Below are 15,803 nucleotides of genomic sequence, written 5' to 3'. Positions count from 1 at the left end.
ACAATATGAAGTGCCCACATTTTAATCACCCAAGAAATTTGACGCACCCAGCACCTTCTACACTGACATCTGAAGTTAGAAGGTTGAAGTTTAAAACCGATATTCACCATTATAAAACGCCAGAAATCAGTCCGCTTGCGACAACAAATAGCGCTAAGCCGACAACACGTTGAATACCCAGCATAGACACCTTTTTTAAATATTGATTACCGAATACCGCTCCCAAGAATGCCCCTGAAACGCCGACAATCAAAATAAAATAATTCGCACCAAATTCCGTTAGATTTTTTGATGACCCATAAAAAATCAGACGCGTCAGATCGATCAGACAGGCGATCATCGCACCTGTGCCGACAAACACTTCTTTTGTCAGCCCAGCGCGAGATAAAAAAGCCGTGCGAAGCGCACCTTGCATTCCAGCCAAACCGCCAAAAAATCCACTCAAAATTCCACCAACAGGCATGTACTCAGGAGGAAATGTACGTTCTGCCAAACTTGGAATGAATTCAATCAAGACAAAAATAAGCAAAAATATTCCTATCGTAAGTTTGATTGGTGTAATCGAAAATAACTTATCCATCATGGAATAAGAATATATTGGAGCGAAATCTACAAGCTGCATCAGAGTATATGCTCCTAGGAAAGAGGCCAATATTGCAGGCGTACCGAAACGAATTACAATATTCCAATCGGCATGTTTGCCAATTAGCTTAACTTTGAATAAGCCATTAAGAAAATGCACAATAGCGGTCATAGCTACCGCATGTTCGACTGGAAAAAATAAAGCAAAAGCCGGCAATAACAGCGTCCCAAGACCAAACCCCGAATAAAAAGTTAGCGCTGATGACAAAAATGCGACTAAGAAAATCACCACAAAACTCTCCATACCATCTCCAATTCTATTTTTTCTCGTGGAATCTGGATTAATCAAATTGCTTAAATTGAAGAAAAAATTACGACATCGAACATATTTTCAAAATAATCAACGCCGTTTCCGCAATACAAAGAAATTCCCGAAATAAGACAGCGAATCAATCATAACAATAGTTTCTACATGTTCCCTAGTATCAAATGCACGAGAGAATGATAGGATGACGGCTCTTTTGCCTCAATTATTTTGTATCATCCTTTATATTAAAAATAGAAGCTAAACAATGCAGCCATTAATTATTAATCTAGCTCCTACGGGAATGATCCCAACCAAAGCGCAAACACCACATGTACCAATAAGCAGCACAGAAATTGCAGAAGAAACCATTACTTGTGCAAAGTTGGGCGTATCCATGGTACATCTGCATGCTCGTGATGAACATGGGTTACCAACTACCGATGCCAACTTATTTGCAGAAATCGTATCCAAAATCCGTGAGAATAATTCCGAGATAATTATTACTGCCACAACGAGCGGACGTAAGGTAACAGACGTCGAACAACGCGCATCAAGCCTTTATCTCGAACATGATTTGCGACCGGATATGGCTAGTCTGACCTTGGGCTCAATGAATTTTGCAAGCGAAGCGAGTGTCAATTCTCCTGCAACCATAATGCGACTAGCAGAAATCATGCAAAACAAAGGAATTCGACCAGAGCTAGAAGTATTTGATCTTGGCATGATCAATTTTGCGAAAATTATGATCGATAAAGGACTCATCGCACCACCATATTATTTCAATATCCTGTTAGGAAACCCAGCGACAGCACAAGCAACAATGCTTCATCTTGCGACGATGGTCAACGAACTGCCGCACGAATCAATTTGGGCGGTTGCTGGTATTGGTCGCTTTCAGACTCGCGCAAATGCCTTAGGAGTCGTACTTGGTGATGGCGTAAGAGTTGGACTGGAAGACAACTTATGGTTTGATCAAGAGCGCACTAAGTTAGCGACAAATCCAATGCTCATTCATCGAATCACTGCACAAGCAAATTCACTAGGTCGCCCGATCGCTACCGCGCTGGAAGTACGGCAACGTCTTGGCCTTCAAATTTGGTAGTTAATCTTATTGACCCGACACATCAGATGAAAAAATCTCTCGTTATTTTCGGCACTAGCAACATACTCTCAGATATTTTTGATTGTGCTATCGCAAATCAATTATCTATCAGCAAAATCGTCACACATTTACCAGAAGAGATTGGTGAGCGCAACCGGTCATTAAGTAGCCGCATTCAGGACCTCAGCGTCATTGGTGAAGTTCCGACGGTGCAAGAATTGAACGAATTTTCTCCGTCCGACGACGAACTATATATTTTAGGACCAACTACACCAACACGATCAAACCTTGCTGCCGAAATCAAACGCCGATTTAATATTCACTTTACTCAACTAATTCACCCAACTGCGTACGTGTCACCATTAGCACAACTAAGCGAAGGCGTATTTATTGGCGCAAACAGTGTCATTGGACCAGGCGCACATTTGGCTGAACACGTTTTTATCAATCGTGGCGTCACAATTGGGCATGACACCCATATCGGATCATTTTCACGAATCCAACCTGGATGTAACTTAGGGGGACTATCTCGCATTGGAAATAGTGTCACAGTTGGGATTGGTGCGACTTTGATTGAACGCCTGATTATTGGAGACGATGCTTTTATTGGCGCAGGAGCGGTAGTGACCTCAGATGTCACAAGTAAAGTTTTAGTTGTTGGAATACCTGCAAAGTTTAAGAAAAATTTATCTTAACCGGGTCTCAAGTTACTTTAAGGCTACTCGTTGAATGACGGATCTATCGCTACTTGACGTCGCTGAAATTTCTCAATCGTCAATTCCATTGCCCGCATTAAAGATGGTATTGAATTTTCTAAGTTAATCGTCGCGTGAAATAATTCGGACAATTGTTTTCCCTTAATTACTCTGGCATCGGCATTACCAATCAATCGATTCAATTCTTCAAAATAATCAACCTGATTTAGCGACGCTGCCGAACCCAGTTTTCTACCGCCATCCGTATCGACAAATGCAAGTGTCGGCAACCCCTCTGCCATCGCTTCTGCCACGCTAAATCCACCCCCTAATCTGGGCGGATTTACATAAATATCCGAGCATGCATAAATTCCTCTCAAATTCGACTGATAAGGTAAACATCTGATATTGGGCAAATTTGAGGTGCGTACTGCGCTAGGAGTATCGCCATTACCACCGACGATCAACCAAAACACGTTTGGAAATCGAGTGCAAATATCGAGCATCGCGGTTGCCCAATCGCCACATACCTCTTTTTCCAATCGGGCACCAACCGTCAGTAAAACCACCGAATCAGCTGCTAACTGCAAATCCGATCGCGAGATATTTACCTCATCAGCTTTCTGAATTGTGCGAAATGGATGGTAATACGCATTGGTTTTGACACCAGGAGCATTCTCTTTCACAGCTTCATCAGCACTTAGCCAAAGATCAAGGTCACCCGCCGGCGCTAATGATGAAATGTTTAATCCAAGTAAAGGATATTGTTGATACAGCGATTTCAATATAAGCGATTGATGGCCTACAAAAAAACAAAGATCCGGTTCAAAATTCTCCATAAACTTCAAAATACACTGTGCACGCAAAGGCAAAGAAAAACGTTCCTGTGCACGCACAATATCAATTTTCGAAGTTAACATAATTTGATGATCAAATTGCGTCTCGGGTGGAGGAATCTTTAAATGTCCATCGTTACTCAAGTACTCCCTCATTTCAGGGATACTCTGCTCTTGGCAACTAAAAATTCTGACTTCAATATTTTGTGACTGGAATAGACGCGCGTGTTCAAATACCAATTTTGTTGGTGGATGTTTGTGATTAAAAATTTGAGGAGTATAAATTGCCACGCGTTGAACATTTTTGGCTAGTCTCGGCGCTCGAATTTCGCTATTTTTCTGCACAACAAGACTCACCAAATCCATCAAGCGAGGCATATTCGCGGCTTCCATCATCTGAGCAAATTCGATACTACTTTTAGCCTCCGCAACGATATTACCCCATTCAAAATTAATGAATGACATAATGCGATCTACATGGATTGGCCTTAAGTCCTCCAAAACTTTCCCAGCACTGACAGCATCATTTCTAATGCCCATCACATATTTAAAAAACACCGCACGATAAAACCCTGCCAGCCCGTCTTGATCCACTTCGTTCGTTAGACGTTGGCGTATTACTCGCAAGATTTTGATATCGACATTTTTAATCACAAGTTTGCCTAAACGACGCCAAGAGTGGCGCCCCAAGGGATCACTTATCACTTGATCAAGCGCATCAAAAATTAGGATAAGATCGTTTTGTTCAGCCATTTTGGAGAAGCTTCTCTAGGAATTTATTGAAGGTAGGGCAAATCACGGCAAAGTGGCGCAGATTCTAACACTTCGACATTGCTCTTCATAGCCGATTCACGCAGTACGCAGCTATTTGATTAATCAAAATACGTCAACATCAAATCAACAAACCGTAGCCAGAACATGCGCCGCGACACAATAAATTGATCAACAAAAATAACAAGAACGCGTTAACCTAAAAGCACGCGTCATCAATTAAAAGACATACGCAATCTGCAATACAGGCAGGGGCAACGACGCCCTCGCGCCCTACTTCAAGTTACCTGAAATCTCAATCGAAAGAAGCAACTCGCATGCATCGGCTATACTGTTTTGCGCGAGGCAAAGAACAAAATAAATTAAAGCGTATTTTCGCAGCACACTAAATTGATTCGTTCATCTAAGAATGGCAACACCAATTACTCATCCGACGTTTGCTTAGATTAATGCCCCATCACGCAATCTATTCTTTGAACACCGAAGGTACTAAAACCCTACTTTTGTCTACTCATGCCTGCTCGATGTTGTTCCAACCAAACTGTAAAACAATAATCATGCAGATGCCATGTAGGTTGCCGATTCTGCACACCCATCTCACCGTTTTCATTGATCGTTTGCTTGATCTGGCGGCAATCAGACTTTCGGTTGCGCAAGCATAATAAGACTGACGAAAAGGGAAATAGTCGCGATAGCTTTTATTACTGTACGAGCATTACTTTCTCAGTAATTTAACGTTGAATTGAAATGAGCAAACATAACGCAGCAAAATCCAGCAATACACTCATTCGCGCTTCATTTTCGAATGCCATGTTCAATTTCATTTCACTGGCATCTGATTGTCAACACAAGACATTTGCGCATTCATTGGATTTAGATGATTTAGATGCGCGCCAAGTTTTGAAATAGCGATCGCATATCGAGGTATCGCACCGGTTGCTGTGCGATGAAAATATTCAGGAAATTTTTCAACTCTATAAGCCCCAAATTCGTGCTCTGGAATTTCTAGTGATGATTCAAACTCATCGCTGAAAATCTCTTCTTTCAAGTCCGACACTGAACACGGCAGCCACGAAATAGGATCACTACTAATGATCAGCATAACCAAATCATCTTTTTTATTTCTAATTAATTTCTTTTTGGCATACCTTGGCATAATAAAATTCTGACCGTCGGTTTTAATCATGACGAGAACTGTGCTCAATCCTTTTTCGTAGTCTCGCATCCCGAAGTGACCGCGCGTGATCAGTTCTAACTTCTGCTGAACATCACCGCCGTATACTGAAGAGCTAATTGTCGCAATAAGAGAAAATGGCGGCGGATCCATGTCGATACACACAACGTTTGGTTGACTACATTTAGCAGATTTAGGAGGTTTCGCAAAATACGCACCTGGAGCAAGATCTGCAACAACCAAGAGCGGCTTCGCAAGTTTTTCATCAAATGTCGGCAAAACTTTTCCTGTTTGACCTTGCGAAACAGCAGGAAGAATTAGGAGCGCAATGGTAATTGGTAATGCTCTAATGAAGTAATTCATGAAATGTAACGTTGAGTTGTGCGGCGCGCGCCTCGAAATATAAAAAAAGAAGTGACAGTAATTTGCGCGCTCTTCTCGAACGACCAGTTATGCCACACCAAATGATCAATCACACATTGAACCGATAAACCCTACGATATCGCCCACCAGCTCAATACCTTCTAGCCCATCCACTACGCCACCGCCAAGGCCGACTCCATTCCCTATCCAAGGCTTTTCTTCACCTATTTTTGCGAGGTTAACACGTTTCGCCATAGCCACTTGCGCGTTGATTTTTTCTACCTCACCGTTGTCAAACCAAACGCTGTGACAAGTAGGGCATACATCAATTTCGACACTTTTAAAGATGACCGTATGCATAGGCTTACCATCTTTCGGGCAACTCAATTCTGCTTTGTCGCTACGTTGGATAAATGAACCGCTACCATTTGCTCTCTTATGGTTTTCCATCGCAGAAAATGCGTGAATTTCGCTGAAGATGTTACCACCGATGAAAGTGCCCTTACATTCATCGCATCGATGTAAATTTTCGATGCCAGATGAATCTTGGATCAATGGCGTGCTATCAATAGGGCATTGCATTCTAAGAGACATAACGAAGCTGTATAAAAACCCCATTCACCAGCAACAAAGCCAGCAAGAATTGGAAGTTTTCAGTAAATAAATTGGAATGAAATTTCATGCAGCGAGTGTGCCGCACAATTGGTTTAAATGGCAAGCCTTTTATGCTTCGCTTCGCGGTTTAATGTATCTTCAAGACTAGTTCTTCTTATCGCCTCGCCCCATATCCACGGTGCGCCAGTTTTTCGATGTTATGTACCAAGCAGAATAAATTCCACTGTGTATCAACTTTGATTTGGCTACGTAAAGTGAATCGGTCTAGCCCCTTGTTGTAGCGCAGATTCCCAAACACCGGCTCGACAGTACCCATCCGTTCGCTGTATTTTCGTCGGCCTTCGGGGCTATCGATATCACGTTTCATCTTCTCGATCAATGTTACAGGAAGCGCCTGTTCTTTAATCAGAAACGAGACTTGTCTCACCTCGGTTTTATCAGGTGTACGTAGACATCTTTCGCGTTGTGTGCAGCTCGTGCAGTTGGCTTTGTTGCCCGTGAATCGGTGATACATCCTGCCGCCGATAGTGCATCGACTACCGTTGCTGTACAGCGCTTTCCCTGCTGGACAAATGCACCTATTGTTGTTCGCGTCAAGAATAAAATCTTTAGGTAGATAGCGATGTTTTGCTTGCGCAGCTTTGAGTTGTGCAAGACGATCTTGAGTAGAACCGACGGTGCATACGCAGGTGCGCCAGTGTCATCATTTTTGTAGTGGACATCAAAACGGGAGAGATCAAGTTCATGATCAATCAGATAGTCCAGTGCGTATTCAAAACTACCCGTCATCAATTGTGCATCGAGCACGACAGGAATGAATCTAGGATTGCGATCAATGTGTTTGTAACGTGCCATCCAAATCTCCGAATTAGGTGTTAGAGATGGAACGCTTACAGGCTTGATTCGTTTACCTGTTTTTGAGTTTCTTTGGACTTTTTATACAACCTCAACGTTGAAGCGATCGGATCGCGCTAACCGAAAATAAATAGAAAGAAGTTCTCATTCGCGATTTCGATCGACTACCATGTTATGCAGATTAGGATGTGCCTTTAATTTTTTTGACTGCAAGATGCAGTATTAAATTCAACAATCGATTTCGCAGAAGTAGCCCCAAGTTTTAATTTTAAAAATTCAAATGGTGATTTCAGTTGCCCAACTCCTCCATCGATATAAATATCAAATTCGTTTGTGCGTGAAAACCGCAGCTCGTAAATTATTCGTTGGCCATATTCGACGTTCTCTCTAATTAGGAACTTATTTTCCTTTCCACCTACAGATGTTGTATAGAAAAGAGAGGGTTTTTGGGATTCACTCCTATTATCAATCAGTTGTATTGACGCATATTCGCCTTCTTTTTCACCCAAAAATGTAACTCCCGCAAGCGTCCACCATTCGGTACCTTTATTAGGACTAACTAAGGTCGTTGCAATACAGATCGTATCCTTTGGCTTCCAAGTTAGGGCTTGAAATTCCTCATATTGACCAGCCTTAATATTAAAGTTGATTACTGTTGGAAGTATTTCTTGTCCAACAACAGAATTTGTAATTACCATTAAAAACAACATACATAGTTTCTGCATCGTTAGTGTTCCTTAAAATTTGGCTCTTTTTATGAAAAAATTATCGAAACCCAATATAAATGGATGCGCATTCAACTTCCTCTATAAAAACCCAAAAACCAGCTAAACAACGCGCAGGCGTTCCTGATTTTTTTGTGGATTAGTAAAATTTGCTTTCATAAGCAGCAATGTGCCACAAAGCGACAGATTGAGGCAAGTACGAGGCGCAAAATGCTGTTGTTTGCAACACTTGCCTGCGTTACATTGCATATCGATAATGCGCTAATTTCTCGATGTTATGAACGAGGCAGTACAGGTGCCATTGCGTGTTCAATTTCTTTTGTCCACGCAGTGTAAAGCGATCGAGTTTTTTGTCATAGCGAAGATTTCCAAACACAGGTTCGACCGTCGCCAATCGTCTACTGTATTGTTTGCGTCCTTCTTCGCTATCAATGCGTTACTTCATCGCTTCGGTGATACTTGGTTTTTGTGGGAGATCGCTACTTGTCTCACTAGTGTCTCGTCGGGTGTACGTAGGCATGTTGTCGTAAGTTGCACGGTATGCAGTCACGTTTTGCACCTGTAATCAATTGCGCATCAAGTACAACCGGAATGAATTTGGGATTACGATCAACGATCTTATAACGTGCCATGCTGCTATCCAAATTGAGGATATGAAGAGTGAGCGTATACGACCCCTTGTTTGTTTACATGATTTTGGATTTATTTCTACTTAAAATACAGCCTCAACGTTCAATTCAGCGACTGCCGAAGGCTGTCCGCCGCAATGCCATGCTAGACTTTTATTTCGACCAATTTTTAACTAAAAAGAAGGGTTGGTACTACTTAAAAAAATGTTTATTTCCCTTTCAAAATCATCTAATAATTGATTAGCCAACAATGCCAAACTGATACCAATTGCCTGGCATTCTTCTGGCGTTACGTCAATATGATCTCCAATTCGCCATTCTCGCTTAAACTCTTCAAATGTGTAGTCAAAACCCTTTCCGCTAGAAATATGTGGAAACGTCTCTATCACTTTTCCATTGTCTGAGACCTTAAGGCGAAGCCATATGGCTTTTAAAGTATCACTATCTTTTATTTCTTCAATTGGTTTTCCTGACCTAACATCTTGCATTTGCACATACCCTAGTCGATGAGCAAGGCAATTGCGAACACGAACAATTCCATCAAGCCAATTCATTTTACTCGCCAGCTCAATACTGGGTTCTTTAACCACGAGTTCCGAACATAATTTTACAGGCCCACTGAGGGAATCTTTATGAACTCCACGCAAAATCTTCCACATGGACTTTGAATCCAATCTCTGGCCAGTTGAGACCATTTCCTCTATAACTCTTCGTTGAAGTAGAAGAAGTTGGGCGTGTTGCTCAATATGAGAAACCATTGAGATTAAAGAGAATCGAGAAAGAAGTCCTGCAGCATCTCGCCGGACAGCCTCATCCTCTATACGTCCTCCGTATCGGATACCAGTACTAAAATCAGGCTGTGTTCCCTCTTTGAGTTCTAGTTTTGCTGACGCCAAGCCAAGTACTGAAATAGCTGCATCATATTTCAAACGTTCATGGAGTTCATTAATGACTTTTCGAGCATCATCAGGATACTCTAAATCTCGAATCATATTCTTCGCTTTCCTAAAGGCGTCCAGAATTTCCTCGGAGGCCGTCTAACAAATAGCGTTTATCCGCCGCACCGGAAACGCAAAATAAGAATCCACGATCATTGCATTGCGGCGGATAAACCTTGTTGGACTGAACCGACTGTGGGTCGATTAATTAGGGGATTGTATGCGAATTGATCGCTCGGTTGCTAGTAGATTAACAAGGGATTTCTTTAACTTGTAGTGAGCTTGCCGTTTTCGGATGATGAAAGATGATTTTTGTCTTCTGTGTGAAGTTGGTTTGTTTGCATTTTTCGGCTTTAGCACGAGCTAGCCCACAGTTCGCATAGCAACCAGTCTTAAATCTAAATAATTGGGCACCGCGACTTAATCATGGTGGTTTTGAGTTTAATACTTGTCGATGCTGGACTGCCGCAATCACTTCGATTACCTATGATTGATTTTTTTCGCAGCGTCCAAAGCAGCTATCGCCTCAACTCGCCATATTTGATTAGATAACAAGCTCGACAAGCTACGCTAAGCCTCTGATTTTTAAAATAAAACCGCTATTTTCAACTTTCTTCCTTGAAAAAGCCCCACCCCGCCCATATAATTAGCACTCAGCGAGAGAGAGTGCTAACAATGATCTTTGTAAGCTTGTTGGTAGTTTCCTCTAGCAAGATTTTTCTAGCGAAATAAGATTTGAAAAGACTTGCTCTGCTCTTATTTAGTGCGCTGGACGTACTTCGGTGAGCAAAGCTGAGTTGGTTTAAGTCATTTATTTTGCAATTTTATTTACTTTGGTAATTTTACTTTTGTAATTTTTTTAGGAGTTAGTATGAATCTTCGTCCCCTGCACGATCGCATTATCGTTAAACGTTTGGATCAAGAAACAAAAACAGCATCCGGTATCGTTTTGCCTGACGCAGCAGCTGAGAAACCAGATCAAGGTGAAGTACTGGCTGTAGGTAACGGCAAAGTATTGGAAAACGGCACTGTGCGCGCTTTAGAAGTTAAAGTTGGCGACCGCGTTTTGTTCGGCAAATATTCTGGTCAAGCTGTCAAAGTTGACGGCAATGAAGTCTTGGTAATGCGCGAGGAAGATGTTTTCGCGATCGTTCAAAAGTAAATAAGGTACGACTAAGCTACTGCGCGACCGAATTTTGAACCTGCGATGCTCATCGTACTAAATACGATTGCGCTTCTCGATCCAAACTTCAGTCGCTCGCTACGCTTATTCATACCTTCTTAAACAGAATTTTTATGTAATTGCCTTCTGATCTTTTACTTCAAAAGTGCTCACTTGAATTAGTCGAGTTACCGAGATCAGAAATCCAATTCCAAATTTCATCCTTATTCGGAGAATTTTATTATGGCAGCTAAGCAAGTAGTATTTGGCGATGACGCACGTGCAAAAATCGTTAACGGTGTTAACGTTTTGGCTAACGCAGTTAAAGTAACTTTGGGCCCTAAAGGTCGTAACGTAGTTTTAGAGCGTTCATACGGCGCGCCTACCGTGACTAAAGACGGTGTTTCAGTTGCTAAAGAAATCGAACTCAAAGACAAGCTCGAAAACATGGGCGCGCAGTTGGTAAAAGAAGTTGCTTCCCGCACTTCTGACAACGCTGGTGACGGTACAACAACAGCGACAGTATTGGCACAAGCAATCGTTCGCGAAGGCTTTAAATATGTGGCTGCTGGCTTCAATCCAACGGATTTGAAACGCGGTATCGACAAGGCAGTTGTTGCTTTGGTAGCGGAAGTGAAAAACATCGCTCGTCCAACAACAACTAACAAAGAAATCGCTCAAGTTGGTTCTATCTCTGCAAACTCCGATCAAAACATCGGCGACATCATTGCTAAAGCAATGGACAAAGTCGGCAAAGAAGGCGTGATCACTGTTGAAGATGGTAAGTCTTTGGAAAACGAATTGGATATCGTCGAAGGTATGCAATTTGACCGTGGCTACTTGTCACCATACTTCATCAACAATCCAGAAAAACAAGCCGTGATTTTGGATAACCCATTTGTTTTGTTGTACGACAAAAAAGTATCTAACATCCGTGATTTGCTCCCGGTATTGGAACAGGTTGCAAAATCTGGTCGTCCATTGTTGATCATCGCTGAAGACGTCGATGGCGAAGCATTGGCAACTTTGGTGGTGAACAACATCCGTGGCATCTTGAAAACTGCTGCTGTTAAAGCGCCAGGTTTTGGTGATCGTCGTAAAGCGATGTTGGAAGATATCGCGATTTTGACTGGCGGCCAAGTGATTGCAGAAGAAGTTGGTTTGACTTTGGAAAAAGCAACTTTGGAACAATTAGGCCAAGCTAAGCGTATCGAAATCAGCAAAGAAAACACCATCATCATCGACGGTGCAGGTCCTGCTGTTGGTATCGAAAGCCGCGTAAAACAAATCCGCGCACAAATCGAAGAAGCGACATCTGACTACGATAAAGAAAAATTGCAAGAACGCGTTGCCAAGTTGGCTGGCGGTGTTGCAGTGATCAAAGTTGGTGCTGCTACTGAAGTTGAAATGAAAGAGAAAAAAGCACGCGTTGAAGACGCATTGCATGCTACTCGTGCAGCGGTTGAAGAAGGTGTTGTTCCTGGCGGTGGCGTTGCATTATTGCGCGCACGTGCAGCAGCTGGCGTGATCAAAGGCGACAATCCAGATCAAGACGCAGGTATCAAATTAGTTTTGAAAGCAATCGAAGCACCATTGCGTGAAATCGTGGCAAATGCGGGTGGCGAAGCAAGTGTAGTGATCAATGCTGTGGTGAACGGCACTGGCAACTACGGCTTCAATGCAGCTAACGACACTTACGGCGACATGATCGAAATGGGTATTCTCGATCCAGCGAAAGTAACACGATCTGCATTGCAAAACGCAGCATCTGTTGCTGGCTTGATTTTGACAACGGACGCATTGGTTGCTGAATTGCCAGAAGACAAACCAGCTGGTGGCATGGGCGGCCATGACATGGGTGGTATGGGCGGCATGGGTGGTATGGGCGGCATGATGTAATTGCCGAACCAGAACCTCGCGTTCGACGTTCTTTGTTCTAGAAAGCCTCGTTACTTCGGTAACGAGGCTTTTTTTATTCCTAATAGATACAAAACTAAGGAGAGTTTAAATCTCCATAGTTTGTCATTCAACGTAACTACGACGCTAGGTTCCCGCCTATGCGGGAACGGCAGAAAAGAGCCCATCAGATTCTTATTTGTATTTCGATGCTTACTTTTATTCGGTAACATTTATCCAGCAATTCGATTGCACGATATCTACAACTTCCCTTTAATACCGGCGCTGATCGCCGTCAAGTCATTTCCATTTTCATCTTCAGCCTGATGTAATCTCACACAGTAGCGTGATGTCGCCAGCGCCAACTTAGTAACATTAGAACGTGCGGTTACGATGATCCACTTTCCTGGTTCACGTACGACTTTGCCATCAGAAAGACGTGTCTGGAATACACAATCGAGCGTCCCCATCGCTACGGAAAATTTTTCAATCTTCGTTAATTTGGCAGAGTTCGAACGTACATCTTGTGCTGCTTGTTGTGCGGGTGTGAGGTTTTCTTCCACATCAGATTTTGGTAGCTGTAATTTATAACGGCTCGAAATACTTCCTAAATTCGTTAGGTCGTTACCTGAAGCAGTACTGCTTGGAGATTCACTTCGTAATGCGGTTTTATTTCCTTCTTCCACAGGAATTGGTTCGTGATTTCTGGAGCCTTCAGCCTGCGCAGTCTTAGCAATTCGCGATGCTGAAACGGCAGGCGCTGAAAGTTTTAACGCAGTCTCTTTTTCCGCGTGATTGCTAAAACGCTTTTTAGGCAGCCGATTTGCGACAATATCTGACAATGGCAATGGCTGAATTTTCACGAGAACCATCGACGAACTGGAAATCTTAGTGCTTGACCAACTGCTCGCTCGACTGAGAAAAAAGAAAAGCAACAAATGCCCCAAAACAACCAAGCAACAAAGCAAGACACGTGTTGGCGCAAAAGATTTGGCGACAGTCTTTCGGAATATTTGGCGTGACATTTTTTCATTTTAAAAAGTAACTCCCCCATCATACATCACTCGTCTTGACAACACTACAACAGCCGTAGATACTTCACGGACAATAAAAATCTGGAGATTCAAGTGGCAATTCAACAGCTTAATGAAGAACAGGTTAAATCCTGGTCGCGTCATCAAAAAGATCAGTGGTGGCTGAGTAATGTCTACCGTGGAGATATGGCGCAATTGAGTTGGCGCTCTGGTCTTACTGGTTTTTTGTTAGGTGGGATACTTTCCGCGACTGCCATGTATATCGGGGCTAAGACCGGAATCTCGATTGGGGTGAATCTCATCTCGGTGATTTTGGCTTTTGGTTTGTTTAAGGCTTTAGAAAACATTGGCATCGCCAATAATTTCACCATCCTTGAGAACAACTGCACGCAATCCATTGCCACTTCTGCTGGCTACATGACAATGCCTTTGGTGGCATGTTTACCTGCCTACATGATGATTACCAAGATTATTCCAAGTTGGTGGCAAATGCTGATTTGGATGGTGATTATTGCGATCTTGGGTGTACTACTCGCCTTTCCACTCAAACGCCGCTTTATCAATGAAGATCAGCTGCCCTTCCCTGAAGGAAATGCCTGCGGTGTCGTGCTTGATACCTTGTACAACGGTGATGCTGCGAGCGGCTTATTTAAAGCTAAATTATTAGCCAAAGTAGGCCTATGGACTGCCGCCTTGCAAATTATATTAAGTGATGGTTGGATGAAATTGATCCAATTTAAAATACTGCGGCTCGACCAATGGGCTGGCTTAACAGAGCCTTGGTACCTTAAAGAACGTCTCGATACCTATTACTATTTAGCCGCAGTGAAGTATGAATTATGGATACCTAAAATTTTAGGCGTTGACTTTCGGACTTTAGGCTTACGATTTACACTCGATGCGGCGATGTTGGGCGTGGGTGCCTTGATGGGCATTCGTGTTGCAACGAGTTGCTTGATTGGTGCCATCCTTAACTTCGCGATCCTCGCCCCGATCATGATTAATCGCGGAGAAATTGCGCCACGCGTCGGTTTAGATGGACAAATGGTCCCGTTGTCACGCGTAGAAATTGTGAATCAATGGTCTCTCTGGTGGGGCATTGTGATTATGGTAGTCGCTGCCTTAATCAGCCTATTTGCCAAGCCAGAAATTTTTAAGGGCTTATCGCGGATATTTAAAAAAGAAGAGAAGAACGATACAACACAAGATGTATTAGCGCATATCGAAGTACCACTGTGGATTTCGTATATCGGCGTTCCTATTTTTAGTTTATTAGGCGTTTGGGCGACCCATAGTTTCTTTGGCGTGCCGTGGTTATTTGCGTTTATCTCTTTAGCACTAGTTTATTTGTTGACGGTGATTTGCATTAATTCTATGGCCTTGACGTCTTGGATTCCAACTAGTGGTTTATCCAAGATTACACAGTTTTCTATGGGTGCCTTAGACCGCAGCAATCCCGCCACCAACCTCATCCCCGCGGGTATGTCAGCCGAGGTTGCTTCTAGCGCTGCCAGTCTTTTATCCGACATCAAACCTGGCTACATGCTCGGTGCTAAACCGCGACACCAAGTGCTTGGTCACTTGATCGGCATTTTCTCTGGCACCTTGGCGTGTATTCCTGTCTATTTTTTATTGTTTTTACCTGCTGACGCCAATGGCGTAAGAGATACGACGAAGATTATTTCCGATCAATTTGCCTTCCCTGCCGCGATGCAATGGAAAGGTGTTGCGGAACTCATCGGGCATGGTTTTAGTAATTTATCGCACAGCGCAATCATCTCGATTATCGTGGCTGCGATTGCGGCTGTGGTTTTCGAAACGGCGAGCATCGTCAGCAAAGGCAAGTTTCCGATATCAGCGATCTCGATTGGCTTAGGTGTGGTACTACCACCAGAAGCAGTGCTAACGATGTGGGTAGGCGCTTTTGTATTCTGGCTGATGGATAAAAAACACAAAGCCAGCCCCAAAGAAAGTCTTGGCTATAAAGTTTGGGTCGATGGTATGCAAGCAGTAGCTGCGGGTTTATTAGCTGGCTCAGCCTTGATCGGCATTGGTAACGCGTTAATCAACGTATCGATGTAATCGACCAAATATCAACGCGATCTAGCACCAGATTCTT

The 15,803-nt window shown here is 43.0% G+C and carries 16 protein-coding genes; 5 read left to right on the top strand and 11 right to left on the bottom strand.

Annotated elements, in window-relative coordinates:
• Positions 1-109: 109 nt before the first annotated feature.
• Positions 110-886 carry a sulfite exporter TauE/SafE family protein gene (locus H8K33_RS00420; protein WP_186889019.1) on the bottom strand — a complete coding sequence of 259 codons (777 nt, stop codon included), beginning with the start codon at positions 884-886 and terminating at the stop codon, positions 110-112.
• 268 nt (positions 887-1,154) lie between these two features.
• Here H8K33_RS00420 and H8K33_RS00415 point away from each other — a divergent pair, with 268 nt between their 5' ends.
• Together H8K33_RS00415 and H8K33_RS00410 are read left to right on the top strand one after the other, a co-directional pair.
• Positions 1,155-1,991, top strand: a complete 837-nt coding sequence (locus H8K33_RS00415; RefSeq protein WP_186889018.1) for a beta-keto acid cleavage family enzyme — start codon at positions 1,155-1,157, stop codon at positions 1,989-1,991.
• Positions 1,992-2,017: 26 nt separating this feature from the next.
• Positions 2,018-2,686, top strand: a complete 669-nt coding sequence (locus tag H8K33_RS00410; protein ID WP_186889017.1) for an acetyltransferase — start codon at positions 2,018-2,020, stop codon at positions 2,684-2,686.
• A gap of 23 nt (positions 2,687-2,709) precedes the next feature.
• On the opposite strand, the gene H8K33_RS00405 is transcribed toward H8K33_RS00410, so the two are convergent.
• The 9 genes from H8K33_RS00405 to H8K33_RS00370 all read right to left on the bottom strand — a co-directional run bounded on the left by H8K33_RS00405 (position 2,710) and on the right by H8K33_RS00370 (position 9,646).
• A complete protein-coding gene (locus tag H8K33_RS00405; protein WP_186889016.1) occupies positions 2,710-4,275 on the bottom strand; it encodes a glycosyltransferase in 1,566 nt (521 codons plus the stop codon).
• 838 nt (positions 4,276-5,113) lie between these two features.
• The gene (locus H8K33_RS00400; RefSeq protein ID WP_186889015.1) at positions 5,114-5,830 is read right to left on the bottom strand and encodes a hypothetical protein; all 717 of its coding nucleotides are present in this window, start codon (positions 5,828-5,830) and stop codon (positions 5,114-5,116) included.
• Positions 5,831-5,935: 105 nt separating this feature from the next.
• A complete protein-coding gene (locus tag H8K33_RS00395; protein WP_222613233.1) occupies positions 5,936-6,412 on the bottom strand; it encodes a TFIIB-type zinc ribbon-containing protein in 477 nt (158 codons plus the stop codon).
• A gap of 187 nt (positions 6,413-6,599) precedes the next feature.
• Positions 6,600-6,959, bottom strand: coding sequence for a transposase (locus tag H8K33_RS00390; protein WP_246443196.1), 360 nt, complete (start codon positions 6,957-6,959; stop codon positions 6,600-6,602).
• Positions 6,869-7,300 (bottom strand): hypothetical protein, encoded by a 432-nt coding sequence (locus tag H8K33_RS19780; protein ID WP_246443330.1) that lies wholly within the window; start codon positions 7,298-7,300, stop codon positions 6,869-6,871. Before H8K33_RS19780 ends, H8K33_RS00390 begins: the two co-directional genes overlap by 91 nt.
• Before the next feature lie 194 nt (positions 7,301-7,494).
• On the bottom strand, positions 7,495-8,010 hold the full coding sequence (locus H8K33_RS00385) for a hypothetical protein (RefSeq protein WP_222613232.1): 516 nt from the start codon (positions 8,008-8,010) through the stop codon (positions 7,495-7,497).
• A 253-nt stretch (positions 8,011-8,263) separates the two neighbouring features.
• A complete protein-coding gene (locus H8K33_RS00380) occupies positions 8,264-8,401 on the bottom strand; it encodes a transposase (RefSeq protein ID WP_343043765.1) in 138 nt (45 codons plus the stop codon).
• Between the two features lie 115 nt (positions 8,402-8,516).
• Positions 8,517-8,657 carry a hypothetical protein gene (locus tag H8K33_RS00375; protein WP_186889011.1) on the bottom strand — a complete coding sequence of 47 codons (141 nt, stop codon included), beginning with the start codon at positions 8,655-8,657 and terminating at the stop codon, positions 8,517-8,519.
• Between the two features lie 170 nt (positions 8,658-8,827).
• Complete coding sequence (locus tag H8K33_RS00370; RefSeq protein WP_186889010.1) at positions 8,828-9,646, bottom strand: hypothetical protein; 819 nt, start codon at positions 9,644-9,646, stop codon at positions 8,828-8,830.
• Between the two features lie 817 nt (positions 9,647-10,463).
• Between H8K33_RS00370 and groES the strand changes: the two genes are divergently transcribed.
• Both groES and groL read left to right on the top strand, forming a co-directional pair.
• The gene (groES, locus tag H8K33_RS00365; RefSeq protein ID WP_186889009.1) at positions 10,464-10,754 is read left to right on the top strand and encodes a co-chaperone GroES; all 291 of its coding nucleotides are present in this window, start codon (positions 10,464-10,466) and stop codon (positions 10,752-10,754) included.
• A 243-nt stretch (positions 10,755-10,997) separates the two neighbouring features.
• Positions 10,998-12,653, top strand: a complete 1,656-nt coding sequence (gene groL, locus H8K33_RS00360) for a chaperonin GroEL (RefSeq protein WP_186889008.1) — start codon at positions 10,998-11,000, stop codon at positions 12,651-12,653.
• A 257-nt stretch (positions 12,654-12,910) separates the two neighbouring features.
• On the opposite strand, the gene H8K33_RS00355 is transcribed toward groL, so the two are convergent.
• Entirely contained in the window at positions 12,911-13,513 is a 603-nt protein-coding gene (locus H8K33_RS00355; protein WP_186889007.1) for a hypothetical protein, read from the bottom strand.
• A 264-nt stretch (positions 13,514-13,777) separates the two neighbouring features.
• Between H8K33_RS00355 and H8K33_RS00350 the strand changes: the two genes are divergently transcribed.
• A complete protein-coding gene (locus tag H8K33_RS00350) occupies positions 13,778-15,766 on the top strand; it encodes an OPT/YSL family transporter (RefSeq protein ID WP_186889006.1) in 1,989 nt (662 codons plus the stop codon).
• Positions 15,767-15,803: the final 37 nt, after the last annotated feature.

It is taken from the genome of Affinundibacterium amnicola (assembly GCF_014284275.1).
GTDB classification, from domain to species: Bacteria; Pseudomonadota; Gammaproteobacteria; order Burkholderiales; family Burkholderiaceae_D; genus Undibacterium; species Undibacterium amnicola.
Note: the sequence above shows the minus strand (reverse complement) of the source record. Positions and strands in the feature narration are given on the sequence as shown.